This window comes from Streptomyces sp. V4I8 (assembly GCF_041261225.1).
Classification (GTDB): domain Bacteria; phylum Actinomycetota; class Actinomycetes; order Streptomycetales; family Streptomycetaceae; genus Streptomyces.
In genome coordinates this window covers 2,891,764-2,914,512 of the sequence record NZ_JBGCCN010000001.1, presented here as the reverse complement: position 1 = coordinate 2,914,512, position 22,749 = coordinate 2,891,764, and the positions used below count along the sequence as shown (strand labels likewise).

The 22,749-nt window shown below is 72.0% G+C and carries 27 protein-coding genes; 22 read left to right on the top strand and 5 right to left on the bottom strand.

From position 1 onward, the window contains the following. The first annotated feature begins 101 nt into the window (after positions 1–101). The 3 genes from ABIE67_RS13255 to ABIE67_RS13245 all read left to right on the top strand — a co-directional run bounded on the left by ABIE67_RS13255 (position 102) and on the right by ABIE67_RS13245 (position 2,824). A complete protein-coding gene (locus ABIE67_RS13255; RefSeq protein ID WP_370268537.1) occupies positions 102–1,076 on the top strand; it encodes an ABC transporter ATP-binding protein in 975 nt (324 codons plus the stop codon). Between the two features lie 118 nt (positions 1,077–1,194). Beyond that, positions 1,195–2,019, top strand: a complete 825-nt coding sequence (locus ABIE67_RS13250; protein ID WP_370256687.1) for an ABC transporter permease — start codon at positions 1,195–1,197, stop codon at positions 2,017–2,019. A 34-nt stretch (positions 2,020–2,053) separates the two neighbouring features. Further along, on the top strand, positions 2,054–2,824 hold the full coding sequence (locus ABIE67_RS13245; protein WP_370256686.1) for an AAA family ATPase: 771 nt from the start codon (positions 2,054–2,056) through the stop codon (positions 2,822–2,824). 214 nt (positions 2,825–3,038) lie between these two features. On the opposite strand, the gene ybaK is transcribed toward ABIE67_RS13245, so the two are convergent. The 4 genes from ybaK to ABIE67_RS13225 all read right to left on the bottom strand — a co-directional run bounded on the left by ybaK (position 3,039) and on the right by ABIE67_RS13225 (position 7,150). Next, positions 3,039–3,548, bottom strand: a complete 510-nt coding sequence (ybaK, locus tag ABIE67_RS13240; protein WP_370256685.1) for a Cys-tRNA(Pro) deacylase — start codon at positions 3,546–3,548, stop codon at positions 3,039–3,041. Positions 3,549–3,558: 10 nt separating this feature from the next. After that, positions 3,559–4,296 carry an LON peptidase substrate-binding domain-containing protein gene (locus ABIE67_RS13235; RefSeq protein WP_370256684.1) on the bottom strand — a complete coding sequence of 246 codons (738 nt, stop codon included), beginning with the start codon at positions 4,294–4,296 and terminating at the stop codon, positions 3,559–3,561. An 11-nt stretch (positions 4,297–4,307) separates the two neighbouring features. Beyond that, the gene (locus ABIE67_RS13230) at positions 4,308–5,354 is read right to left on the bottom strand and encodes a hypothetical protein (RefSeq protein ID WP_370268533.1); all 1,047 of its coding nucleotides are present in this window, start codon (positions 5,352–5,354) and stop codon (positions 4,308–4,310) included. Positions 5,355–5,560: 206 nt separating this feature from the next. After that, on the bottom strand, positions 5,561–7,150 hold the full coding sequence (locus ABIE67_RS13225) for an oxidoreductase (protein ID WP_370256683.1): 1,590 nt from the start codon (positions 7,148–7,150) through the stop codon (positions 5,561–5,563). Between the two features lie 181 nt (positions 7,151–7,331). Between ABIE67_RS13225 and hisD the strand changes: the two genes are divergently transcribed. The 10 genes from hisD to ABIE67_RS13175 all read left to right on the top strand — a co-directional run bounded on the left by hisD (position 7,332) and on the right by ABIE67_RS13175 (position 15,040). Further along, positions 7,332–8,657, top strand: a complete 1,326-nt coding sequence (hisD, locus tag ABIE67_RS13220) for a histidinol dehydrogenase (protein ID WP_370256682.1) — start codon at positions 7,332–7,334, stop codon at positions 8,655–8,657. After that, complete coding sequence (locus ABIE67_RS13215) at positions 8,654–9,766, top strand: histidinol-phosphate transaminase (RefSeq protein WP_370256681.1); 1,113 nt, start codon at positions 8,654–8,656, stop codon at positions 9,764–9,766. The genes hisD and ABIE67_RS13215 overlap by 4 nt, the downstream gene beginning before the upstream one ends. Next, positions 9,763–10,356, top strand: coding sequence for an imidazoleglycerol-phosphate dehydratase HisB (gene hisB, locus ABIE67_RS13210; protein ID WP_062719038.1), 594 nt, complete (start codon positions 9,763–9,765; stop codon positions 10,354–10,356). Before ABIE67_RS13215 ends, hisB begins: the two co-directional genes overlap by 4 nt. A 3-nt stretch (positions 10,357–10,359) precedes the next feature. Next, positions 10,360–10,524, top strand: coding sequence for a hypothetical protein (locus ABIE67_RS13205; protein ID WP_234765118.1), 165 nt, complete (start codon positions 10,360–10,362; stop codon positions 10,522–10,524). Then, positions 10,515–11,165 (top strand): imidazole glycerol phosphate synthase subunit HisH, encoded by a 651-nt coding sequence (gene hisH, locus ABIE67_RS13200; RefSeq protein ID WP_370256680.1) that lies wholly within the window; start codon positions 10,515–10,517, stop codon positions 11,163–11,165. The genes ABIE67_RS13205 and hisH overlap by 10 nt, the downstream gene beginning before the upstream one ends. Before the next feature lie 4 nt (positions 11,166–11,169). Further along, a complete protein-coding gene (gene priA / locus ABIE67_RS13195) occupies positions 11,170–11,895 on the top strand; it encodes a bifunctional 1-(5-phosphoribosyl)-5-((5-phosphoribosylamino)methylideneamino)imidazole-4-carboxamide isomerase/phosphoribosylanthranilate isomerase PriA (protein ID WP_062719041.1) in 726 nt (241 codons plus the stop codon). Then, positions 11,892–12,287, top strand: a complete 396-nt coding sequence (locus tag ABIE67_RS13190; RefSeq protein ID WP_370256678.1) for a RidA family protein — start codon at positions 11,892–11,894, stop codon at positions 12,285–12,287. Before priA ends, ABIE67_RS13190 begins: the two co-directional genes overlap by 4 nt. A 13-nt stretch (positions 12,288–12,300) precedes the next feature. Next, the gene (gene hisF, locus ABIE67_RS13185; RefSeq protein ID WP_370256677.1) at positions 12,301–13,056 is read left to right on the top strand and encodes an imidazole glycerol phosphate synthase subunit HisF; all 756 of its coding nucleotides are present in this window, start codon (positions 12,301–12,303) and stop codon (positions 13,054–13,056) included. Positions 13,057–13,184: 128 nt separating this feature from the next. Beyond that, positions 13,185–13,775, top strand: coding sequence for an ArsR/SmtB family transcription factor (locus ABIE67_RS13180; protein WP_370256674.1), 591 nt, complete (start codon positions 13,185–13,187; stop codon positions 13,773–13,775). Between the two features lie 29 nt (positions 13,776–13,804). Then, positions 13,805–15,040, top strand: a complete 1,236-nt coding sequence (locus ABIE67_RS13175) for an MFS transporter (protein ID WP_370268529.1) — start codon at positions 13,805–13,807, stop codon at positions 15,038–15,040. A 3-nt stretch (positions 15,041–15,043) separates the two neighbouring features. Here the strand turns inward: ABIE67_RS13175 and ABIE67_RS13170 are convergent, their stop codons facing one another. After that, positions 15,044–15,679, bottom strand: coding sequence for a TIGR03085 family metal-binding protein (locus tag ABIE67_RS13170; protein WP_370256673.1), 636 nt, complete (start codon positions 15,677–15,679; stop codon positions 15,044–15,046). A 105-nt stretch (positions 15,680–15,784) separates the two neighbouring features. Here ABIE67_RS13170 and hisI point away from each other — a divergent pair, with 105 nt between their 5' ends. The 9 genes from hisI (at position 15,785) to trpA (ending at position 22,726) form a co-directional block, all read left to right on the top strand. After that, on the top strand, positions 15,785–16,183 hold the full coding sequence (hisI, locus tag ABIE67_RS13165; protein ID WP_370256672.1) for a phosphoribosyl-AMP cyclohydrolase: 399 nt from the start codon (positions 15,785–15,787) through the stop codon (positions 16,181–16,183). Between the two features lie 11 nt (positions 16,184–16,194). Then, positions 16,195–17,682 (top strand): anthranilate synthase component I, encoded by a 1,488-nt coding sequence (locus ABIE67_RS13160; protein ID WP_370256671.1) that lies wholly within the window; start codon positions 16,195–16,197, stop codon positions 17,680–17,682. Between the two features lie 140 nt (positions 17,683–17,822). Next, entirely contained in the window at positions 17,823–18,464 is a 642-nt protein-coding gene (locus tag ABIE67_RS13155) for a TIGR02234 family membrane protein (protein ID WP_370268524.1), read from the top strand. Positions 18,465–18,578: 114 nt separating this feature from the next. After that, the gene (locus ABIE67_RS13150) at positions 18,579–18,824 is read left to right on the top strand and encodes an HGxxPAAW family protein (protein ID WP_370256669.1); all 246 of its coding nucleotides are present in this window, start codon (positions 18,579–18,581) and stop codon (positions 18,822–18,824) included. A gap of 100 nt (positions 18,825–18,924) precedes the next feature. After that, positions 18,925–19,371 carry a DUF2752 domain-containing protein gene (locus ABIE67_RS13145; RefSeq protein WP_370256668.1) on the top strand — a complete coding sequence of 149 codons (447 nt, stop codon included), beginning with the start codon at positions 18,925–18,927 and terminating at the stop codon, positions 19,369–19,371. Positions 19,372–19,521: 150 nt separating this feature from the next. Beyond that, positions 19,522–20,331, top strand: a complete 810-nt coding sequence (trpC, locus tag ABIE67_RS13140) for an indole-3-glycerol phosphate synthase TrpC (protein ID WP_370256666.1) — start codon at positions 19,522–19,524, stop codon at positions 20,329–20,331. A 21-nt stretch (positions 20,332–20,352) separates the two neighbouring features. Next, entirely contained in the window at positions 20,353–20,520 is a 168-nt protein-coding gene (gene trpM, locus ABIE67_RS13135) for a tryptophan biosynthesis modulator TrpM (protein ID WP_369270424.1), read from the top strand. A 104-nt stretch (positions 20,521–20,624) separates the two neighbouring features. Beyond that, the gene (gene trpB, locus ABIE67_RS13130; protein ID WP_370256663.1) at positions 20,625–21,911 is read left to right on the top strand and encodes a tryptophan synthase subunit beta; all 1,287 of its coding nucleotides are present in this window, start codon (positions 20,625–20,627) and stop codon (positions 21,909–21,911) included. Then, complete coding sequence (gene trpA / locus ABIE67_RS13125; protein WP_370256661.1) at positions 21,908–22,726, top strand: tryptophan synthase subunit alpha; 819 nt, start codon at positions 21,908–21,910, stop codon at positions 22,724–22,726. Before trpB ends, trpA begins: the two co-directional genes overlap by 4 nt. The last annotated feature ends 23 nt before the right edge of the window (positions 22,727–22,749 follow it).

Genomic DNA, 22,749 nt, shown 5'->3' with positions numbered 1-22,749 from the left:
GCGGGTGACCGACCCGGGAGCGGAGCAGGGGCCCCGACCCCTTAGGCTCGTCCCTTGTGAGTACGCGCGCGGCACAGGCACTTCGGCACAGTGGTGATGTCGTGTGCTCGGTGCGCGGACTGACCAAGACCTATCCGGCCGTCCGAGGGCGGCGTGGAGCGCCCGGGACGCCCGAGGTGCGGGCCACCGACGACGTACGGCTGGACATCCGCCGCGGCGAGATCTTCGGCCTGCTCGGCCCGAACGGCGCCGGCAAGACGACCCTCGTACGGCAGCTCACCGGGCTGATGCGGCCCGATCGCGGCAGCGTGGAGATCCTCGGGCACGACATCGTGCGGCACCCGGAGCGGGCCGCGCGCATCCTCGCCTACCTCGGACAGGAGTCGACCGCCCTCGACGAACTGACCGTGTCGCTGGCCGCCGAGACGACCGGGCGGCTGCGCGGCCTGGACGTGCGGCAGGCGCGGGCCGAACGGGACGCCGTACTCGACGAGCTGGGCCTCGGGCCGCTCGCCGGGCGGCCGATCAAGAAGCTGTCCGGCGGGCAGCGGCGGCTGGCCTGCTTCGCCGCCGCGCTGGTCGGGGAGCGGCCGCTGCTCGTGCTCGACGAGCCGACCACCGCCATGGACCCGGTGGCCCGGCGGGCCGTGTGGTCGGCCGTGGACCGGCGGCGGGCCGAGCGCGCCACGACCGTACTGCTCGTCACCCATAACGTCATCGAGGCCGAGACCGTGCTCGACCGGGTCGCGGTGCTCGACCGCGGGCGCGTGATCGCCTGTGACACGCCGTCCGGGCTCAAGGAGCGGGTCGCCGGCGAGGTGCGGGTCGAGCTGCTGTGGCGGGACCGGGCTCCCCTGGACGTGCCCGAGGTCGCCGCGTTGCGGGACCGGGTCGTGGAGTCCGGGCGGCGCTGGACGCTGCGGCTCGCCCCGGAAGAGGCCCGCGCGGTCGTCGCCACCGTCACCGGCGGGGCCGCGTTCGCCGCGCTGGACGACTTCACGCTCGCCACGCCCAGCCTGGAGGATGTCTATCTGGCGCTGGGCGGGGCCGCACAGCAGGGGCTGGTGAAGGCTTGAGCACGCAGACTGTCGTTTCCGTATCCGTTTCCGTATCCGTATCCGTGCGGAACAGGGCTTCCGTACGGAACAAGGCCACCTCCCCAGTGAACCCCCGTGTGAAAGGGAGCAGCGCCACGTGAGTGTCGTACCCGCCGAGGTTCTGCCGGGCAGCGCCCTGGCCGTGGACGAGGCGGCCCGCCCGGCCGCCGCCGAGCTCGGGCCGCGGGCGCGGCTGTGGCCGTCGCTGTGCGCCGTCTACCGGGCGCAGCTGTCCCGGGCGCGGGTCGCGCGCATCCCGCTGCTGTTCGTGGCCACCTTCCAGTCGATCGGGATCATGATCCTGATGCGCGGGGTCGTGGACGGCGGGGCCGAGGCGCAGGCCGTGGTGGCCGGGTCGTCGGTGCTCGTCGTGGCCTTCGTCGCGCTGAACCTGCTCGCGCAGTACTTCGGGCAGCTGCGGGCCAGCGGCGGGCTCGACCACTACGCCACGCTGCCGGTGCCGCCCGCGGCGGTGGTGCTGGGGGCGGCGGGGGCGTACGCCTCCTTCACCGTGCCGGGGACCGTGGTCACGGCCGTCTTCGGGTGTGTGCTGTTCGGGCTGCCGGTGACGCATCTGTGGGTGCTCGTCGCGGTGATCCCGCTGGCGGGCGCCGCGCTCGCCGGGCTGGGGGCGGCCCTCGGGCTGCTCGCGCCGCGGCCGGAACTGGCCACGCTGCTCGGGCAGTTGGGCATGTCCGCGGCCCTGCTGCTGGGCGTGCTGCCGGCCGACCGGATGCCGGAGGTGGTCCGCTTCGCGCGGGATCTGCTGCCCTCGACGTACGGCGTCGAAGCCTTCGCGCGGACCTTCGGACCGCACCCCGACTGGGCGTTCGTGCTCGGGGACCTGGCCGTGTGCGGGGTGGTCGGCGTCGTCTCGCTGGGCGTCGCCACCTGGGCGTACCGCCGGGCGGCCGTCCGGTGACGCGCCGCACAGGGCGGCCTGGCACGATGGCAGGGTGACCGCTCCGCTGACTCCGCCGCCGCCCCCGCGTGACCAGTCCCCGAACCATGCCTGGCAGCCGCCCGCCGCCGGGCACGCGGGTTCCGCCCCGCATGACGCCGGGTACGACGCCCCGCCCGGGGCACAAGGCCCGCAGGGCTCGCACGGTACGTACGGCATATCCGGCTCGTACGGTGACGGCTCGTACGGACAGGACGGTCCTGGAATGAAGACCGAGGTGCGAGAGGCCGCCGTGGTCGCGGTCGTGGTGGCGGTCTTCGGGGCGCTGCTCGGGGTGCTGTGGTGGCGGCTGGCGCCGAGTGTGCCGCTGGTCGGGGATGTCGTCGACAAGAGCTGGGTCGTCTACTTCAAGGACTCCGAGGGGGAGCAGGCTGTCGGGGTGGACGGAACGTTCACTCTGCTCGCGCTCGCGTTCGGGCTGGTGAGCGCGGTTGCCGTGTTTCTGTGGCGGCGGCGTGGGGGTGTGCCGCTGGTGGTGGCGCTCGCTGTCGGGGGGTTTCTCGGGGCGCTGCTGGCCTGGCGGGTGGGGGTGTGGCTCGGGCCCACGGAGGATGTGATCGGGCACGCGAAGGAAGCGGGCAAGGGGGTTACGTTCTCGGCGCCGTTGAAGCTGGGGGCGAAGGGGGCGTTGCTGGCCTGGCCGCTGGGGGCGTTGGTGGTTCATCTCGGGCTGACGGCGTTGTTCGGGCCTCGGGATGTGGATCCGTATCAGCTGCCTCAGCCTCCGGCGGGGCAGCAGGGGCCGTACGGGCCGCCGCCGGCGTAGGTTTTCGCCCCCGCCGCCCCTACCCGTCCCACCCCTTGAAGGGGCGCTGCCCCTTCAACCCCGCCAGGGGGCTGCCGCCCCCTGGACCCCCGCTGTCGGCCTTCGGCCTCGTCCTCAAACGCCGGACGGGCTGAAAGTGCCCGGGGCCCCTTGCGAGTGGGTGGGGATGGGGACGGTGGCCTCGTCCTCGAACGGCGGACGGGCTGAGAGCGTGTCACGCGCGTCCGATGGGGGCCAGGGTCGCGTTCGTGAGGTTGGTCAGGTCGTCGGGGGAGAGTTCGACCTCCAGGCCGCGGCGGCCGGCTGAGACGCAGATCGTGGGGTGGGCGGAGGCCGAGGCGTCCAGGACCGTGGGGAGTCTCTTGCGCTGGCCCAGGGGGGAGATGCCGCCCCGGACGTAGCCCGTGGTGCGTTCGGCCAGGGCCGGGTCGGCCATCGCGGCGCGCTTGCCGTGGACCGCGGACGCCAGGGCCTTGAGGTCGAGCTGGCCGGCGACCGGGACCACCGCCACGGTGAGGGTGCCGTCCACGTCGGCCACGAGGGTCTTGAAGACCCTGTCGGGGGAGACGCCCATCGCCTCCGCGGCCTCCTCGCCGTAGGACGGGTGGGCGGGGTCGTGGTCGTAGGCGTGGATCGTGTACTCGACGCCCGCGGCTGACAGCGCCACGGTCGCGGGAGTGCCGCCGCCCGATTGCTGCTGGGTCTTCTTGGACTTCTTCGCCATGTCGTTCCGCTCAGTTCAGACTCGTCGGGCCGCGCGTCAGGTCCGACGCCGGGAGCGACGGCAGCGTACGGATGATCGAGGTCTCGGCGCGCAGGAGTTTCAGCTCGTCGCGCAGGCGGGAGGCGGTGTCGGGGGACTGGAGCAGGCGCTGCTTCGTCGGGGTGTCCAGCATCATCGCGGCCGCGACCAGGTAGGAGACGACCGAGGGCTGGTCGGGGAGGTCGGCCGTCGTGGACAGACTGCGTTCGCGGGCGCCCGCCAGGCGCTTCTGGTACTGGCGGAACGAGCGCAGCACCCCTTCGGCCAGGGCTCCCGCCTCGTCGCCCGGCTCCTCCGGGAGTTCCTCCAGCTCCGCCGTCAGGAACGGGCCCGACGCGTCCACCGAGAGCAGGCGTACCCGGGTCGTTCCCGTCGCCAGCACCTCGAAGGTGCCGTCGGCCCCTTCCCGGATCGTCGCCGCGTCCGCCACACAGCCCACCCCGTGGAAGGCCTTGACCGGGTCGGCGCCGAAGCCCGCCGCGGGGCCGCGCTCGGGCACGGAGGTGGGGTCCGGCATGCCGGGGGCGCTCTGGGCCACCTCGTGGCCGTCGCGGATCGCCACGACGGCGAAACGGCGCGGCTCCTCCTCGGGGGTCTTCAGCAGGTCGCGCATCATGGCGCGATAGCGCTCCTCGAAGACGTTCAGCGGCAGCACGAGTCCCGGGAACAGCACCGAGTTCAGGGGAAAGAGCGGAAGACGGACGGTCACGGCGCCAAAGCCTAGTGGTCGCCGGCGTGAACGCGTCCGGCGTGCCCACCCTGTGGATGTCCGGTGCGTGCGCCGCGGGCGGGGGCGGCGGCCGTCCGCAGCCGCACTTGGTCGCGCACCTCCAGGAAACGGCCCAGCGGGTCCTCCGAGAACCGGCTCCAGGGGTAGGAGGTGGCGTACGGGCCGACCAGCCGCAGTTGGTCCAGGGCGTCCTCCCAGCGGCCCAGCCGTACGAGGACGTACGTCAGCTTGTTGCGGATCGCGGCCGGCCATAGGTCGGCGGCCGGGAAGCGGGCGGAGAGCGCGATCGCCCGGTCGGCCGCCGCGGCCAGCCGCTCGGGCGGCACGCCCGGACCGCAGCCGTCGTTCAGGTAGGCGAGGACGGCCCGGGCCGGCAGCGCCTGTACGAGGGAGTCGGCCGGGGCGTCCTGCGCGGCCCGGTCGGCGAAGTCGAGGCACTCCCGGTGGGAGCCGTGCCAGGACGAGGCGAGGTAGCGCAGGGCCGCGACATGGCAGCCGTAGTGGAGCGGGGCGCGGCGCAGGGCCGCCTCCCACAGTTCACCGAAGTAGGTGTGGCCGGCGCGGGAGCCGCGGGCGTGGTCCAGCGCGATCCGCCACGGCACCGGGTCGCGGTCGTCGGCGCGGGCGGCGGCGGTGATCAGCGGGCTCACCCCGCGCAGCAGCTCGGCCCGGGCCGGTGACTGCCAGGCGTGGTCCACCGCGAGCTGGGCCCGGACCAGGAGCATGTCCGGATCGTGCGGGGCGGCCGCGTGCCAGGCCTCCAGCCACTCCGGCCGCGAGCGCGCGAAGGCGGCAAGGCGCAGCGCGTACCCGTCACGGCACTCCCACAGCGCTCTGTGGCGGGTGGTGGCGAGCAGTTCGGCGGCGGTCTCGAACGTGCCCCGCCCGGCCGCGACCAGCGCGGGGCCGAGGCGGTCGTCGGGCGCGTCGAGGAGCACCTCGTCGTCGGTGGGGAGTCCGACGGCGGGGTGTTCTACGGTCCTTGTCGTCCGGGACGCACGGCCGAACGGGGGCAGCAGAGCCATGGTGCCGACCATTGAAAGTCGGCTGGTCACGCCCGCGCCATAGGGAACGGGTAACAGGTGGAAAGTTGTACGCGGGGAGGTCAAGAACAGGTAAAGGTCAACTGTTCAACAACTGTCCTACGGCCATGAGTTCGGCTCATCAGCCCCACTGACCTCACCAAATCTTCTGAAACTCTCACATCCCAATGGCCTCACTGATCTCACGGGCCCCAGCAGTGTCAGTTCCGGCGCAGCGTGCGCGTCGCGCCCGTCGCCACCGTCGTCGCCAGTATCCAGCCCAGCAGGATCATCGCCGCGGCCAGCCACTGCCAGGCGCCGCTCAGCTGCCAGAACCCGACCTGGCCCAGGTCGATGACCGGCAGCAGCAGGTCGAGGGCGAAGAGGGGAGGGTTCCACGTCGGGTGCTCGCCGCCCTTGATCGGCGGGTGATCGGCGTAGGTGAAGGCCACCGAGCCCGCCGCCCACAGCACCGCCATCCAGACGGCCGCGCGGCCCGGCCGATAGCCGTAGGCGACCATCCAGTCCTGCGCGTAGCCCCACAGCTTGGCCGCGGGCGGCAGCGTCTCGCGGCGGCGGCGCTGCTTGGCGAGCAGCACCTCGCGCGCGTCCTCGTCCTCACCGCCGGCCCGCAGCACGGCGGCCAGCCGCTCGTACGGCTCCGGGTTGTACTCGGCCGTCGCGGCGGTCACCCACTCCAGCCGCCGTTCCAGCGGGAACGGGCCGCGCGGCACGAGGTTCTCGTAGGTGAAGCCGCCCATGTGCAGCAGCCCCGGGCCGGGCCAGGCGTCCGCCCGGTCCATCAGGTTGACGACCCGCGCCCCCGACAGCACCACCCCGCCGCGCTCCGGGCGCTCGCCCAGGAAGCGCAGCTCGGGCGTCTGGATGCGGCGCAGCGACAGCTCCTGCTCGTCGGTGAAGGTGAACCGGGCCCGCTCCAGGTCGACCGCGTCCCCGAACCGCCCGTCGTCCAGCCGCACCCCGCCCTGGCACTGGAAGCGCTGGATACGCGTCCCGCGTGCGGGAGTACGGCCGCTCAGCAGCGGGCTGCCGACGCCCGCCGGGGTCAGATACAGCGTGCGCCCGACGGTCAGCTGGGGCGCGTTCAGCGCGAGCCGCGTGTACGGGTTCACCAGCCGCGCGCCCCGCAGGCCCAGCGACACGCCGATGCTGGCGCCGCGCAGACTCAGCTCGCCGTGCGACTCCAGCATCTCGGCCTGCAGGTCCTGGCCGACGCTGATGCCGTCCGCGGCGATGGAGCGGCCGCTGCGGTCGCGGTAGACGATGGCCTGGTTGAGCAGCAGATCGGTGCCGATCTGGGCGTCGGTGAGCCGGATGCCGTTGTGGAAGCGGCAGCGCGGCAGATGCAGATCACCCTCGGTGTGCACCCGGGCGGCCTCCAGGCGCGGCACCGCGCAGTCCACCAGCCGTACGGTCGTGAAGTGGGCCTCCGGCAGCCGGATCTCCCGGTCGAAGCGGCAGCCGCGCATCTCGACGTACGGCACCACCGTGCCGCCCGCGAGGTCCATCGTGTCGCTGATCCGCACGCCGACGAGCTTCAGTGACGACACGCGGCCCGCGAGGGCGGGCGGGCCGTCCAGCAGCAGCCAGCAGATGATCCGCGCGCGTACGGTGCGGTCGTCTCCCCAGGGATGGCCGCCGTGCGGATCGTCGACGACGGTGTCGCCGCTGCTCAGGTCGTACACGCTGCCGTTGCGGAAGGCCTGCCACATGCCGAGTTCGGCGGCGGTCAGGTCGTTCGGCAGGCCGTCCGGCAGGTCTCCGTCACGGAGGCCGGCACCTTCGGTCACGTTTCGCCCATCCCCCTCATCTACTCATGGGTTCGTACAACTGTTCATGCCCGCTGAGTGACCCCCCGAACGCGAGACGTGAAGGTGATCTTCCGGGTTCCCGTGGAATCTTCGGAGGGATCTGTATCAGCCATTGATACGCGCGAACGACGCCGGACGCGGGTCTGAGAGAATTGAGCCCGTGATCTCCCGAATCGATCTGCGCGGCGACGCCCTTCCCGAGGGCCCCGCCCTGCGCGACCTGCTGCCCCGAGCCGACTTCGATGTCTCGGCCGCCCTGGAGAAGGTGCGTCCGATCTGCGAGGCCGTGCATCATCGGGGCGACGCGGCGCTGATCGACTTCGCCGAGAAGTTCGACGGGGTCAGGCTCGACCAGGTGCGGGTGCCCGCCGAAGCGCTCACGCGCGCGTTGGAGGAGCTCGCCCCGGCCGTGCGCGCGGCCCTGGAGGAGTCCATCCGCCGCGCCCGTCTCGTCCACCGCGAGCAGCGCCGTACGACGCACACGACCCAGGTCGTGCCGGGCGGCAGCGTGACCGAGAAGTGGGTGCCGGTCGACCGTGTCGGGCTGTACGCGCCCGGCGGACGGTCCGTCTACCCGTCCTCCGTGATCATGAATGTGGTCCCCGCTCAGGAGGCCGGCGTCGAGTCGATCGCGCTCGCCTCCCCGGCCCAGGCCGAGTTCGGTGGCCTGCCGCACCCGACGATCCTCGCCGCGTGCGCGTTGCTCGGCGTCGACGAGGTGTACGCCGCCGGGGGCGCCACCGCCGTCGCGATGTTCGCGTACGGCACCGAGTCCTGCCCGCCCGCCAACATGGTCACCGGCCCCGGCAACATCTGGGTCGCCGCCGCCAAGCGCTACTTCACCGGCAAGGTCGGCATCGACGCCGAGGCGGGCCCGACCGAGATCGCGGTCCTGGCCGACTCCACCGCCGACCCGGTGCACGTTGCCTCCGACCTGATCAGCCAGGCCGAGCACGACCCGCTGGCCGCAGCCGTCCTGGTCACCGACTCCGTGGAGCTCGCGGACGCGGTGGAGAAGGAGCTGGAGCCGCAGGTCGCGGCCACCAAGCACATCGACGACCGCATCGTGCCCGCCCTCAAGGGCAGGCAGTCCGCGATCGTCCTGGTCGACGGCGTCGACGAGGGCCTGAAGGTCGTGGACGCGTACGGCGCCGAGCACCTGGAGATCCAGACGGCCGACGCCGGGGCCGTGGCCGACCGGGTGCGCAACGCCGGCGCCGTCTTCATCGGCCCGTGGGCGCCGGTCTCGCTCGGCGACTACGCCGCCGGCTCCAACCACGTGCTGCCCACCGGCGGCTGCGCCTGCCACTCCTCGGGCCTGTCCGTCCAGTCCTTCCTGCGCGGCATCCACATCGTCGACTACACGAAGGACGCGCTGGCCGAGGTCGCGCATCACGTGGTCACGCTGGCGGAGGCGGAGGATCTGCCGGCGCACGGCGCGGCGATCAAGGCGCGGTTCGACTGGAAGGTTCCGACGAGCAAGTGAACGACGTACGTATCGACGATCTCCCCGTACGGGACGAGCTGCGCGGCAAGTCCCCTTACGGCGCGCCCCAGTTGGACGTCCCCGTACGGCTGAACACCAACGAGAACCCCTACCCGCTGCCCGAGCCGCTGGTCGAGCGGATCACCGAGCGGGTGCGGGAGGCGGCCCGGAACCTCAACCGGTACCCGGACCGCGACGCGGTCGAGCTGCGCACCCAGCTCGCCAAGTACCTGACCGACACCTCCGGCCACGAGGTCGGCCTGGCCAACGTCTGGGCCGCCAACGGCTCCAACGAGGTCATCCAGCAGCTGCTGCAGACCTTCGGCGGACCCGGCCGTACGGCCATCGGCTTCGAGCCGTCGTACTCGATGCACGGGCTCATCTCGCGCGGCACCGGCACGGGCTGGATCTCCGGCCCGCGCAACGAGGACTTCACCATCGACCTCGCCGCCGCCGAGAAGGCCATCGCCGAGCACCGGCCGGACGTCGTGTTCATCACCACCCCCAACAACCCCACGGGCACCGCGGTCCCGCCCGAGACCGTCCGCGCGCTGTACGAGGCCGCGCAGGCGGCGAAGCCGTCGATGGTCGTGGTCGACGAGGCGTACATCGAGTTCAGCCACGGCGACTCGCTGCTGCCGCTGCTCGAAGGCCGGCCGAATCTCGTCGTCTCCCGCACGATGTCCAAGGCCTTCGGCGCCGCCGGCCTGCGCCTCGGCTATCTCGCCGCGCACCCGGCGGTCGTGGACGCCGTCCAGCTCGTACGGCTTCCCTACCATCTGTCGGCCGTCACCCAGGCGACCGCGCTGGCCGCCCTGGAGCACACCGGCACGCTGCTCAAGTACGTCGAGCAGCTGAAGGCGGAGCGGGACCGGCTGGTCACCGAACTGCTGGCGATCGGCTACGAGGTCACCGCTTCGGACGCCAACTTCGTGCAGTTCGGGCGGTTCGACGACGCCCACACCGTCTGGCAGCGGATCCTCGACCGGGGGGTCCTGGTCCGGGACAACGGCGTGCCGGGCTGGTTGCGGGTGACCGCCGGAACCCCCGAAGAGAACGACGCGTTCCTCGACGCGGTACGTGAGTTGAAGAAGGAGCAAAGCGCATGAACCGCGTAGGCCGCATAGAGCGGGTGACGAAGGAGACCTCGGTCCTCGTCGAGATCGACCTCGACGGATCCGGCAAGGTCGATGTGTCGACCGGCGTCGGCTTCTACGACCACATGCTCGACCAGCTCGGCCGCCACGGCCTCTTCGACCTCACGGTCAAGACCGAGGGCGACCTGCACATCGACTCCCACCACACCATCGAGGACACCGCGCTCGCGCTGGGCGCCGCCTTCAAGCAGGCCCTCGGTGACAAGGTGGGGATCTACCGCTTCGGCAACTGCACGGTCCCGCTGGACGAGTCCCTCGCCCAGGTCACCGTCGACCTGTCCGGCCGCCCGTACCTCGTGCACACCGAGCCCGAGAACATGGCGCCGATGATCGGCGAGTACGACACCACGATGACCCGGCACATCCTGGAGTCCTTCGTCGCCCAGGCCCAGATCGCGCTGCACGTGCACGTGCCCTACGGGCGCAACGCCCACCACATCGTGGAGTGCCAGTTCAAGGCGCTGGCGCGCGCCCTGCGGTACGCCTCCGAGCGTGACCCGCGCGCGGCGGGCATCCTTCCCTCCACGAAGGGTGCGCTGTAACCCATGAACGGGCTGTCCACCGTCCTGATCGTCGTCGGTCTCTTCCTGATCGGCGGGATCATCTCCTTCGTCAAGCAGCAGATGCCCAAGAACCTCATCGTGCTGCTCTCCATAGGCGCCGCGATGTGTCTCGTGGCCGGCGTCCTGAGGCTGGAGGTGTGGAATTGAGCAGCGGCGTGAAGAAGGTCGTGGTCTTCGACTACGGCTTCGGCAATGTGCGGTCGGCCGAACGCGCCCTCGCGCGCGCGGGGGCCGACGTCGAGATCACCCGTGACTTCGACAAGGCCATGAACGCCGACGGTCTGCTGGTGCCGGGCGTCGGTGCCTTCGCCGCCTGCATGCAGGGCCTGAAGGAGGCCCGCGGCGACTGGGTCGTCGAGCGGCGGCTGTCCGGCGGGCGCCCGGTGATGGGCATCTGCGTCGGCATGCAGATCCTCTTCGCGCGCGGCATCGAGCACGGCGTGGAGACCGAGGGCATGGGCGAGTGGCCGGGCTCGGTCGAGCCGCTCCAGGCCGACATCGTGCCCCACATGGGCTGGAACACCGTCGACGCGCCGGCCGGCTCCGAGCTGTTCGCCGGCCTGGACGCGGACGCGCGCTTCTACTTCGTGCACTCCTACGCCGTCCACGACTGGACCCTGGAGACCGAGAACCCGGTGATGACCGCACCGCAGGTCACCTGGTCGACGCACGGCAAGCCCTTCGTGGCCGCCGTGGAGAACGGCGCCCTGTGGGCCACGCAGTTCCACCCCGAGAAGTCCGGCGACGCCGGAGCGCAGCTGCTCACCAACTGGATCGGAACCCTGTAGAGACATGGCCAAGCTCGAACTCCTCCCCGCCGTCGACGTCCGCGACGGCCAGGCCGTCCGCCTCGTGCACGGCGAGTCCGGCACCGAGACCTCCTACGGCTCCCCGCTGGAGGCCGCCCTCGCCTGGCAGCGGTCGGGCGCCGAGTGGCTGCACCTGGTCGACCTGGACGCCGCCTTCGGCACCGGCGACAACCGCGAGCTGATCGCCGAGGTCGCCAAGGCGATGGACATCAAGGTCGAGCTGTCCGGCGGCATCCGCGACGACGCCTCCCTGGCCGCCGCGCTCGCCACCGGCTGCACGCGCGTGAACCTCGGTACGGCCGCCCTGGAGACCCCCGAGTGGGTCGCCAAGGTCATCGCCGAGCACGGCGACAAGATCGCCGTCGGCCTCGACGTACGCGGCACGACCCTGCGCGGCCGCGGCTGGACCCGTGACGGCGGCGACCTCTACGAGACGCTGGAGCGCCTCAACAACGAGGGCTGCGCGCGCTACGTGGTCACGGACATCGCCAAGGACGGCACGCTCCAGGGCCCGAACCTGGAGCTGCTGAAGAACGTCTGCGCGGCGACGGACCGCCCGGTGGTCGCCTCCGGCGGCGTCTCGTCCCTGGACGACCTGCGGGCCATCGCCGAGCTGGTCCCGCTCGGTGTCGAGGGCTCCATCGTCGGGAAGGCCCTGTACGCGAAGGCGTTCACCCTGGAAGAGGCCCTGGAGGTTGTCTCGTCATGACGTCCGATGCCGTACGGCGCGTGCAGAGCGGAAGTCCCTGGGAAGAGTCCTTCGGTTTCGCACGCGCCGTGGCGGCGGGTGATCGTGTGCTGGTGGCGGGCACGACGTCCTTCAAGGGGGACGTGCTGTACGGCGAGGGCGACCCGTACGAGCAGGCCAACGTGGCCTTCACCCACGCGGTCGAGGCGCTGGGCGAGTTCGGGCTCGGCGTCGAGTCCGTCATCCGGACCCGGATGTACCTGACCCACGCGCGCGACGTGGACGCCGTGGGCCGCGCCCACAAGGAGTTCTTCGACACGGTGCGCCCGGTCTCGACGTTGCTCGTCGTGGAGGGTTTCGTGGACTCGCGCATCCTGGTCGAAGTGGAAATAGAAGCATTCAGAGGACGTTAGAGGAGCCGGTTTCATGACCCTGGCGGTCCGAGTCATCCCCTGCCTGGACGTGGACAACGGCCGGGTCGTCAAGGGCGTCAACTTCCAGAACCTGCGCGACGCGGGCGACCCCGTCGAGATGGCCAAGGTGTACGACGCCGAGGGCGCCGACGAGCTGACGTTCCTGGACATCACCGCGTCGTCCGGCAACCGCGAGACGACCTACGACGTCGTGCGCCGCACGGCCGAGCAGGTCTTCATCCCGCTGACGGTCGGCGGCGGTGTCCGTACGGCCGAGGACGTGGACAAGCTGCTGCGCGCGGGCGCCGACAAGGTGGGCGTCAACACCGCGGCCATCGCCCGTCCCGAGCTGATCCGCGAGATCGCCGAGCGCTTCGGGCGGCAGGTGCTGGTCCTCTCGGTCGACGCGCGGCGCACTCCCGAGGGCACCTTCGAGGTCACCACCCACGGCGGCCGTCGCGGCACCGGCATCGACGCCGTCGAGTGGGCCTACCGCGCGGCCGAGCTGGGCGCGGGGGAGATCCTGCTGAATTCGATGGACGCGGACGGCACCAAGGACGGCTACGACCTGGAGATGATCCAGGCCGTACGCAAGCACGTGACGGTGCCGGTGATCGCCTCCGGCGGCGCGGGCAAGCTGGCCGACTTCGCGCCGGCCATCGAGTCGGGGGCGGACGCGGTGCTCGCCGCGTCGGTGTTCCACTTCGGCGATCTGCGGATCGGCGAGGTGAAGGACGCGCTGCGGGGGGCGGGGCACCCCGTCCGCTGACGCTCGGGCCGAGCCCCGTCGAGCCCCGGTCGCCCGCGCGGTGGCCGGGGCTTTCTCGTGGGCAGATGCAAAAGAGAAGTTGCGCAAAATCTATTGTGCAATTTTTCTTTCGTATCTACGGTGAGGGCATGACAGGCAAGGAAAGAGACCGCCGGATCACGGACCTGGGCACCCTCAAGGCGCTCGCCCACCCGCTGCGGATGAACCTTCTCCGCGGGCTGACGATCGCCCGCGCCGCCACCGCCTCACAGCTCGCCGAGCAGGTCGACGAGGCGGTCTCGCTGGTCAGCTACCACCTGCGCAAGCTCGCCGAGCACGGGCTCATCGAAGAGGCCGAACCGCAGAGCGCGGACGGGCGGGAGCGCTGGTGGCAGCCCGCCTCGGACGGAGTGAGCATCCGGGACGAGGACTTCCGAGACGCCCCCGAGAAGGCGGCCGCGCACACGGCCGCGAGCCGGCTCTTCGCCGAGCAGCGCACGGACATGTACAGACGCTGGCTCGACGAGCGGGCGCACTGGGGCCCCGAGTGGAACCGGGCGGCCGAGTCCACCGAGTCCAACCTGCGTCTCACGGCCGACGAACTGACCGAGCTGAACAAGGAGTTGCTCGCCCTGCTCCGCCGGTACGACGAGCAGGGCCGCGCCGCCGACGCCGCAGGAGAGACCGAGGGCCGCGAGAACGTCGCGGTGCACACGTACGCCTTCCCGTTCCGCGCCTGAGAGGACCCTGTCCCGTGACCGCCACGCTCATGGCCCCGGCGGACGCCGCCGAACGGCCCGCCCACCGCGACGGCAACGTACTGCGCTGGCTCACCGCCTACACCGCCTCGATGACGGGTGACAGCGTCTACTACATCGCCTTGTCCTGGGCGGCCGTCCAGGCCGGTTCACCCTCGCAGGCCGGAGTGGTCATGGCGGTGAGCGCGCTGCCCCGGGCGCTGCTGATGCTGGGCGGGGGAGTGATCGCCGACCGGCTGGGCCCGCGCAGGGTCGTCATAGGCAGTGACGCGCTGCGCTGCGCGGCCGTGCTCGCGGTCGCGGCGCTCCTGTTCCTCACCACTCCCGGCCTGTGGCCGCTGGCCCTGCTGGCCCTCGTCTTCGGCATCGTGGACGCCGTGTTCATGCCGGCCGTGGGGGCCCTCCCCGCGCGCGTGACGAGTCGCGGGCAGCTCGCCCGCGTGCAGGGGATGCGCGGGCTCGGCATCCGCTTCGCGAGCGTCGTCGGCGGCCCGCTCGGCGGGCTGGCCGTGGCGGTCGGGGGCGCGGCGGCCGCGTTCGCCCTCGCGGGACTGCTGATCGCCGTGTCGGTGCCGCTGCTGGTCTTCGTACGGATGCGGGAGCTGTCCGCCGACGACAGGGTCACCTCTCGCGACGGCACGGCCTGGCGCGACCTGACGGCCGGTCTCGGCTACATCCGCCGGCACCGGGTGCTGGCCCCGCTGATGGCGGTCATCGCCCTCGGAGACCTCGGCTTCGTCGGCCCGCTCAACGTCGGTCTGACCCTGCTCGCCGATGAGCGTGGCTGGGGCGCCTCCGGGATGGGCTGGGTGCTCGGCGGGTTCGGCGTCGGGGCGGGCGCCGCCTCCCTGCTGCTGACCGTGCGCGGGCACCTGCCGCACGCCGGGCGCGTGGCGGCGTACGCGATCCTCGCCGGGTCCGTCGCGATCGGCGCCCTGGCCTTCGCCCCCGGCGTCGTCACGGCCGTCGGCGTGGCCCTGTCCATCGGACTGCTCGCCGGACTCAGCGGCGCCATGTGCGGCGCCCTGCTCCAGACCCAGGCCGACCCGGCGTACCTGGGCCGTGTCACCGCCGTCTCCTCGCTGGTCAGCCTCGGCTTCGCCCCGCTGAGCATGCCGCTGACCGCCACCGCCATCGGAGTCTGGGGCACCGGGCCGGTCTTCGTGGTCAGCGCGGCGGTGTGCGGGCTCGGCGGGGTGATCGCCCTGTGTGTGCCCGGCCTGCGCCGCGCCGAACTGCCGAAGTGACCCTCAGATCCCCAGCTGCTTCCCCTCGTGCAGCTTGGCGATCGCGTCCTTGTCGCCGTCCAGCTCGACCTTGGCGGCGCTCTGGCGGCCGTAGGCGAACAGGAGCAGCTCCGACGGCTCGCCGGTCACCGTGACGACGGGCGTGCCCTTGTGGGCGACCGCCGTCTGGCCGTCGGGGCGGCGCAGCACCAGGCCCGTGGGGGCGCTGCGGCCCACCAGACGGGCGGAGCGCTCCAGGCGGGACCACAGGGCGTCCTGGAAGACCGGGTCGAGTTCGCGGGGCGTCCAGTCCGGCTGGGCGCGGCGGACGTCCTCCGTGTGGACGTAGAACTCGATGGTGTTCGACGCCTCGTCGATCTGCTTGAGCTGGAAGGGCGAGAAGCGCGGCGGGCCGCTGCGGATGAGCTGGATCAGCTCCTCGTACGGCTTCGCCGCGAACTCCTCCATCGCCTTGTCCAGACGCGGGGCGAGCGGCTTGATCAGGATGCCCGCGGCGGCGTCGGGGCGGCGCTCGCGCACCACCACGTGCGCGGCCAGGACACGGGTCGTCCAGCCCTCGCAGAGTGTGGGGGCGTCGGGGCCCTCGGCCTCCAAGAGGTCGGCCATGAGAAGTCGTTCACGCTTGGCGAAGGTCGACATGCAGTCAGCCTACGACCACGTACCAGGTCCGCCCACCCGTCGCCCCCCATCCACTCACCGGACAGCGGGCCGTCACTGTCAGTGGCAGGCGGCACAATGGCATGCATGACCACCAGCACGCCTCGTCAGCCCAGCCGGCTGGACCCCGAGATCGCCGCCCGCCTCAAGCGCAGCGCGGACGGACTCCTGCCCGCCATCGCCCAGCAGTACGACACCGGAGAGGTGCTGATGCTCGGCTGGATGGACGACGAGGCGCTGCATCGGACGCTCACCACCGGCCGCTGCACCTACTGGTCGCGCAGCCGCCAGGAGTACTGGGTCAAGGGCGACACCTCCGGTCACTTCCAGTGGGTCAAGTCCGTCGCGCTCGACTGCGACGCGGACACCGTGCTCGTCAGGGTCGACCAGGTCGGCGCGGCCTGCCACACGGGCGCGCGTACCTGCTTCGACGTGGACGTGCTGCTCAAGGACGCCGATTCCGGCGTACCGGGCTCGGATCAGTAAGGTCAGCCGCCATGGACCTCGAGACGTTCCGCAAGCTGGCCTCCGACCGTCGCGTCATTCCGGTCACCCGCAAGCTCCTCGCCGACGGCGACACCCCGGTCGCCCTCTACCGCAAGCTCGCCGCCGAGCGCCCCGGCACGTTCCTGCTGGAGTCCGCGGAGAACGGCCGGTCCTGGTCCCGCTATTCGTTCGTGGGTGTCCGGTCCGCCGGGACACTCACCGAGCGCGACGGACAGGCCCACTGGCTCGGCGCCCCGCCCGTCGGCGTCCCCGCCGAGGGCGACCCGCTCGCCGCCCTGCGCGCCACCATCGAGGCCCTGCACACCCCCCGCGACCTCGCCCACGACCTGGGCCTGCCGCCCTTCACCGGCGGCATGGTCGGCTACCTCGGCTACGACATCGTGCGCCGTCTGGAGAAGATCGGCCCCGGCGAGCGGGACGACCTGAAGCTGCCCGAGCTGACCATGCTGCTCACCAGTGACCTCGCCGTCATGGACCACTGGGAGGGCTCGGTCCTGCTGATCGCCAACGCGATCAACCACAACGACCTCGACACCGGCGTCGACGAGGCCTACGCCGACGCGGTCGCCCGCCTCGACGCCATGCAGGCCGACCTGTCGCGCCCGGTCGCCCAGCCGCCGGCCGTGCTCCCGCCCTCCGAGCTGCCCGACTACACGGCCCTCTGGGGCGGCGAGGACTTCCAGGAGGCCGTCGAGGACATCAAGGAGCGCATCCGGGCCGGCGAGGCCTTCCAGGTCGTCCCCTCCCAGCGCTTCGAAACGCCCTGCACGGCAAGCGCGTTGGACGTCTACCGGGTCCTGCGGGCGACCAATCCCTCCCCGTACATGTACCTGTTCCGCTTCGACGGCTTCGACGTCGTCGGCTCCTCGCCGGAAGCCCTGGTGAAGGTCGAGGACGGACAGGCCATGGTCCACCCCATCGCCGGCACCCGGTGGCGCGGCGCCACCCCGCAGGAGGACCAGGCCCTCGCCGACGAGCTGCTCGCCGACCCCAAGGAGCGCGCCGAGCACCTCATGCTGGTCGACCTGGGCCGCAACGACCTGGGGCGGGTCTGCGAGCCGGGTTCGGTCGAGGTCGTCGACTTCATGTCCATCGAGCGGTACTCGCACGTGATGCACATCGTCTCGACCGTGACGGGACGTGTGGCACCCGGCCGCACCGCCTTCGACGTCCTGACGGCCTGCTTCCCGGCGGGCACCCTCTCCGGCGCCCCCAAGCCCCGCGCGATGCAGATCATCGACGAACTGGAGCCGTCCAGGCGGGGGTTGTACGGCGGCTGCGTCGGCTACCTCGACTTCGCGGGCGACTCCGACACCGCCATCGCGATCCGTACGGCCCTGCTGCGCGGCGGCACGGCGTACGTCCAGGCCGGCGCGGGCATCGTCGCCGACTCGGACCCGGTCGCCGAGGACACCGAGTGCCGGAACAAGGCGGCGGCGGTCCTGCGGGCGGTACACACGGCGAACCGGCTCGCGTAACCGGCTCAGGTGACCCCGGACGGCCGCCGCACATGAGCCGCGGTGGCCGCTTCACCTGAACCCGGTGGCCGCTTCACCTGAACCCCCGTGGCCGCTTCACCGGAACCCCGGGTGACTGTTCGCTCGGGGTTCGGGTGATAGTGGAGTACGTGACTGCTGTTCCTCACCCCCGTTCCGAAGCCCCCGGTTCCGCCCGGGCCGGCCGTATGAGCCTCGCCGCCGCCCTGCTGTGCGGTGCGCTCGGCGCGGCCGTCGCGCTGCTCTCGACCCGGCAGCGCTGGTCGGAGGGCACCGTGACGGTGGCCGGCGGCCCGTTCCCCCTGATCGCCAAGGGCAGCGACGTCACGGGCGTCCCCGCGGCCCTGGCCATAGTGGGGCTCGCCGCGCTCGTCGCCGTCTTCGCCGTCCGCCGCGCCGGCCGCTTCATGGTCGCCGCCCTGCTCGCGCTCTCCGGAGCCGGCACCGTCGCCGCCGCCCTGCTCGGCGCCTCCGACAGCTCCGCGCTGGACGAGAAGGCCGCGCAGGCCTCCGGCGACACCTCGGCCACCGTCGAGGCCCTCACCCACACCGCCTGGCCGTACGTCGCGGCCGTCGGCGGCGTCCTGATCCTGCTCGCCGGACTGCTGGCCCTGCGCTACGGCCGGCTGTGGCCCGGCATGTCCGGCCGCTACGAGCGCGGTGGCGTCCCCCGGCCACGCCGCAGGTCACCGGCCGTCGACCCCGACCGCCCCGAAGAACTCTGGAAGGCCCTCGACCGGGGCGAGGACCCGACCGGTACCTGAGCGGGGGCGGGCGCGCCGTGACCCCCGATCACCGCGCCCGGGCGCGTGCGGGACAATGACAGCGAGCGACCGGCTCACCCACGTACAACACGTACACAGCAAGAGGAGCAAGCAATGGCGGGCAGCAGCCACGGTCACACCCCGGCCGCCTGGACCGGTGTCACGATCGCCTTCATCGGTTTCTGCGTCTCGGGCGCCTTCATGGTGATGGCCCAGCCCGCGGGCTTCTGGGCCGGCCTGGGGGTCGTGGTCCTCGGCGGTGTCGTCGGCTGGATCATGCGCGGCATGGGCCTCGGCCAGTCCAAGGACTCGCACGTGCTCCTCGCGGAGAAGCGCGAGACGGCGGACGTCCAGGGCTGATCCCGTACGGCGGTCTCGAACGACCTCGCGGAGGGCGGCTCCCGGTGCACCACGTACCGGAAGCCGCCCTCACGCGCGCGTAGCAGCCGCACGGGGCACAATGCGAGGCGTGAACACCGACGGCCAGAGGGTGACGCGGCCCGGACCGGGGAGCGGGCTGAGGCGGCTGGCCGCCCCGGCCGGGGTCCTCGCGGCCGTCGTCGGCGCCTTCGCGTACGTGGGGACCGTGGACCCGAACGAGCCCGGCCACTACCCCGCCTGTCCGCTCCTGCGGTACACCGGCGTCTACTGCCCTGGCTGCGGAGGACTGCGCAGTGCGCACGCCGTGGTGCACGGGGACTTCCCGGCGGCGCTCCAGGACAACGCGATGGCGGTCGCCGGCTATGTGCTCTTCGCCGTGGTGTGGACCGTCTGGGTGATCCGTGCGGCGCGTGGACGCCCGCTGAGGATCGATCTCGGGCCGGTACAGCTGTGGGCCGCGGGGGCGTTGCTGCTGGTCTTCACCGTTGTCCGGAACCTGCCGGTCGGTGGCTGGCTACACCCTTGATCAACTGGAGAACGTCCAGGTACTGGGACCGGCGTCAACCGGATGCGAAGCCTTCGCCCTCCTCCGGATATCATCACAGTGACCATAGGTTTCGTACCGCTTTCACAGTCCACGTTTTCACAGTCCACCGTCTGGAAGGGGGCCGCTCGCGTGAGTGTGCTCGACGAGATCATCGACGGAGTCCGTGCCGACCTCGCGGAGCGGCAGGCGCGCGTCAGCCTCGACGAGCTCAAGGAGCGCGCGGCCAAGGCTCCCGCGGCCAAGGACGGGGTCGCCGCGCTGAAGGGCGACGGCGTCAAGGTCATCTGCGAGGTCAAGCGGTCCAGCCCCTCCAAGGGCGCGCTGGCCGCGATCGCCGACCCGGCCGGACTCGCCGCGGACTACGAGGCGGGCGGAGCGGCCGTCATCTCCGTGCTGACGGAGCAGCGCCGCTTCGGCGGCTCGCTGGCCGACCTGGAGGCGGTCCGCGCCCGCGTGGACATCCCGGTCCTGCGCAAGGACTTCATCGTCACGTCGTACCAGCTGTGGGAGGCCCGCGCGTACGGCGCCGACCTCGCGCTCCTGATCGTCGCCGCCCTCGACCAGTCGGCGCTGGAGTCGCTGATCGAGCGCGCGGTCTCCATCGGCCTCACCCCGCTGGTCGAGGTGCACGACGAGGACGAGGTCGAGCGTGCCGTGGACGCCGGCGCGAAGATCATCGGCGTCAACGCGCGGAACCTGAAGACCCTTGAGGTCGACCGCGGCACGTTCGAGCGCGTCGCACCCGAGATCCCGGCCCACCTCGTCAAGGTCGCCGAGTCCGGCGTCCGCGGCCCCCACGACCTCATCGCCTACGCCAACGCCGGCGCCGACGCGGTCCTGGTCGGCGAGTCCCTGGTCACCGGCAAGGACCCGAAGTCCGCGGTCTCCGACCTGGTCGCGGCGGGCGAGCACCCCGCACTGCGGCACGGGCGCAGCTGATCACCGGCTAGGCTGACCCCGATGAATCGCACTGTGACGACCGTGGACCGGTACGCCCGCCTCGCGCGCGGCTGCCGCCCTCGTGGCTGCCGCGCGCCGGCACGCCGCGTGCACGGCCGTCGCGTGCGCTACGTCATCGGAGACGAACCCGGGCAGGTCAACGGCCGTCGATGGCAGCGCGCCCTATAGGGGCGCGGGGAACTGCGCGACAAGCCACGGACGGCCGTCAGCCGTCGATCGAGCCCCGCCCCCACGGCGATTAGGTATTTCCCAAACTCACCGTGAGGTTTCGCATGCCCAGCGAGTTTTTCATTCCCGACCCCGAGGGTCAGGTACCGAGCGCCGAAGGCTACTTCGGCGCGTTCGGCGGCAAGTTCATCCCGGAGGCCCTCGTCGCCGCCGTCGACGAGGTGGCCGTCGAGTACGACAAGGCCAAGCACGACCCCGAGTTCGCCCGAGAACTGGACGACCTCCTGGTCAACTACACCGGCCGCCCCAGCTCCCTCACCGAGGTCCCCCGGTTCGCCGCGGAAGCGGGCGGCGCCCGGATCTTCCTGAAGCGGGAAGACCTCAACCACACCGGCTCCCACAAGATCAACAACGTGCTCGGCCAGGCCCTGCTCACCAAGCGCATGGGCAAGACCCGAGTGATCGCGGAGACCGGCGCCGGCCAGCACGGCGTCGCGACGGCGACGGCCTGCGCCCTGTTCGGCCTCGACTGCACCATCTACATGGGCGAGATCGACACCCAGCGCCAGGCCCTCAACGTGGCCCGCATGCGCATGCTCGGCGCCGAGGTCATCGCCGTGAAGTCCGGCAGCCGCACCCTCAAGGACGCCATCAACGAGGCGTTCCGCGACTGGGTCGCCAACGTCGACCACACGCACTACCTGTTCGGCACGGTCGCCGGCCCGCACCCCTTCCCGGCGATGGTCCGCGACTTCCACCGCGTCATCGGCGTGGAGGCCCGCCGCCAGCTCCTGGAGCGGGCCGGACGTCTCCCCGACGCCGCCGTCGCCTGCGTCGGCGGCGGCTCCAACGCCATCGGCCTCTTCCACGCCTTCATCCCCGACACGGACGTACGCCTCATCGGCTGCGAGCCCGCCGGGCACGGCGTCGAGACCGGTGAGCACGCGGCCACGCTGACCGCCGGCGAGCCCGGCATCCTGCACGGCTCCCGCTCCTACGTCCTCCAGGACGAGGAGGGCCAGATCACCGAGCCGTACTCGATCTCGGCGGGTCTGGACTACCCCGGCATCGGCCCGGAGCACTCCTACCTCAAGGACAGCGGCCGCGGTGAGTACCGCGCGGTCACGGACGACGCGGCGATGCAGGCCCTGCGTCTGCTGTCCCGCACCGAGGGCATCATCCCGGCCATCGAGAGCGCCCACGCGCTCGCCGGTGCGCTGGAGGTCGGCCGCGAGCTGGGCAAGGACGGGCTGATCGTCGTCAACCTGTCCGGGCGCGGCGACAAGGACATGGACACGGCCGCGCGGTACTTCGGCCTGTACGACACCGACGCCGAGGTCGCCGCCGACGCGGACGCCGACGCCGCCGAGATCGAGGGGGACGCCAAGTGAGCGGGAACATCCAGCTGCTGACGGACACCCTGCAGGCCGCCAAGGCCGAGGGCCGCTCCGCCCTCATCGCCTACCTCCCGGCCGGGTTCCCGACCGTGGACGGCGGCATCGAGGCGATCAAGGCCGCCCTCGACGGGGGCGCGGACGTCGTGGAGGTCGGGCTGCCGCACAGCGACCCCGTCCTCGACGGCCCCGTCATCCAGACCGCCGACGACATCGCCCTGCGCGGCGGCGTCAAGATCGCGGACGTCATGCGCACGGTCCGCGAGGCGCACGAGGCCACCGGGAAGCCGATCCTCGTCATGACGTACTGGAACCCCATCGACCGCTACGGCGTCGAGCGCTTCACCGCCGAGCTGGCCGAGGCGGGCGGTGCGGGCTGCATCCTGCCCGACCTGCCCGTCCAGGAGGCGGCCCTCTGGAGGGAGCACGCCGAGAAGCACGGGCTCGCCACGGTCTTCGTCGTGGCGCCCAGCAGCAAGGACGAGCGGCTCGCGCAGATCACCGCGGCGGGCAGCGGCTTCGTCTACGCCGCCTCGCTGATGGGCGTCACCGGCACCCGCGCGTCCGTGGGCGCACAGGCGCAGGACCTGGTCGAGCGCACCCGGGCCACCGGCACCGACCTGCCCGTCTGCGTCGGCCTCGGCGTCTCCAACGCCGAGCAGGCCGCCGAGGTCGCCGGCTTCGCCGACGGCGTGATCGTCGGCTCGGCCTTCGTCAAGCGGATGCTGGACGCGCCCGACGACGCGGCCGGTGTCGAGGCCGTGCGCGCGCTCGCCGGTGACCTGGCGAAGGGTGTGCGCGGACAGGCGTAGGCCGGCCCCTCCGGCGAGGTTCC

What these genes read in the sequence shown, in the direction of transcription:
- ABIE67_RS13175 (WP_370268529.1), top strand. Translation starts at nt 13,805, where the DNA reads ATGGCCCCGGCGGACGCCGCCGAACGGCCCGCCCACCGCGACGGCAAC.
- ABIE67_RS13145 (WP_370256668.1), top strand. Translation starts at nt 18,925, where the DNA reads ATGCGAGGCGTGAACACCGACGGCCAGAGGGTGACGCGGCCCGGACCG.
- ABIE67_RS13170 (WP_370256673.1), bottom strand. Translation starts at nt 15,679, where the DNA reads ATGTCGACCTTCGCCAAGCGTGAACGACTTCTCATGGCCGACCTCTTG.
- ABIE67_RS13180 (WP_370256674.1), top strand. Translation starts at nt 13,185, where the DNA reads ATGACAGGCAAGGAAAGAGACCGCCGGATCACGGACCTGGGCACCCTC.
- hisF (WP_370256677.1), top strand. Translation starts at nt 12,301, where the DNA reads ATGACCCTGGCGGTCCGAGTCATCCCCTGCCTGGACGTGGACAACGGC.
- trpM (WP_369270424.1), top strand. Translation starts at nt 20,353, where the DNA reads ATGAATCGCACTGTGACGACCGTGGACCGGTACGCCCGCCTCGCGCGC.
- hisI (WP_370256672.1), top strand. Translation starts at nt 15,785, where the DNA reads ATGACCACCAGCACGCCTCGTCAGCCCAGCCGGCTGGACCCCGAGATC.
- ABIE67_RS13230 (WP_370268533.1), bottom strand. Translation starts at nt 5,354, where the DNA reads ATGGTCGGCACCATGGCTCTGCTGCCCCCGTTCGGCCGTGCGTCCCGG.
- ABIE67_RS13190 (WP_370256678.1), top strand. Translation starts at nt 11,892, where the DNA reads ATGACGTCCGATGCCGTACGGCGCGTGCAGAGCGGAAGTCCCTGGGAA.
- ABIE67_RS13160 (WP_370256671.1), top strand. Translation starts at nt 16,195, where the DNA reads ATGGACCTCGAGACGTTCCGCAAGCTGGCCTCCGACCGTCGCGTCATT.
- priA (WP_062719041.1), top strand. Translation starts at nt 11,170, where the DNA reads ATGGCCAAGCTCGAACTCCTCCCCGCCGTCGACGTCCGCGACGGCCAG.
- ybaK (WP_370256685.1), bottom strand. Translation starts at nt 3,548, where the DNA reads ATGGCGAAGAAGTCCAAGAAGACCCAGCAGCAATCGGGCGGCGGCACT.
- trpB (WP_370256663.1), top strand. Translation starts at nt 20,625, where the DNA reads ATGCCCAGCGAGTTTTTCATTCCCGACCCCGAGGGTCAGGTACCGAGC.
- ABIE67_RS13150 (WP_370256669.1), top strand. Translation starts at nt 18,579, where the DNA reads ATGGCGGGCAGCAGCCACGGTCACACCCCGGCCGCCTGGACCGGTGTC.
- ABIE67_RS13205 (WP_234765118.1), top strand. Translation starts at nt 10,360, where the DNA reads ATGAACGGGCTGTCCACCGTCCTGATCGTCGTCGGTCTCTTCCTGATC.
- hisB (WP_062719038.1), top strand. Translation starts at nt 9,763, where the DNA reads ATGAACCGCGTAGGCCGCATAGAGCGGGTGACGAAGGAGACCTCGGTC.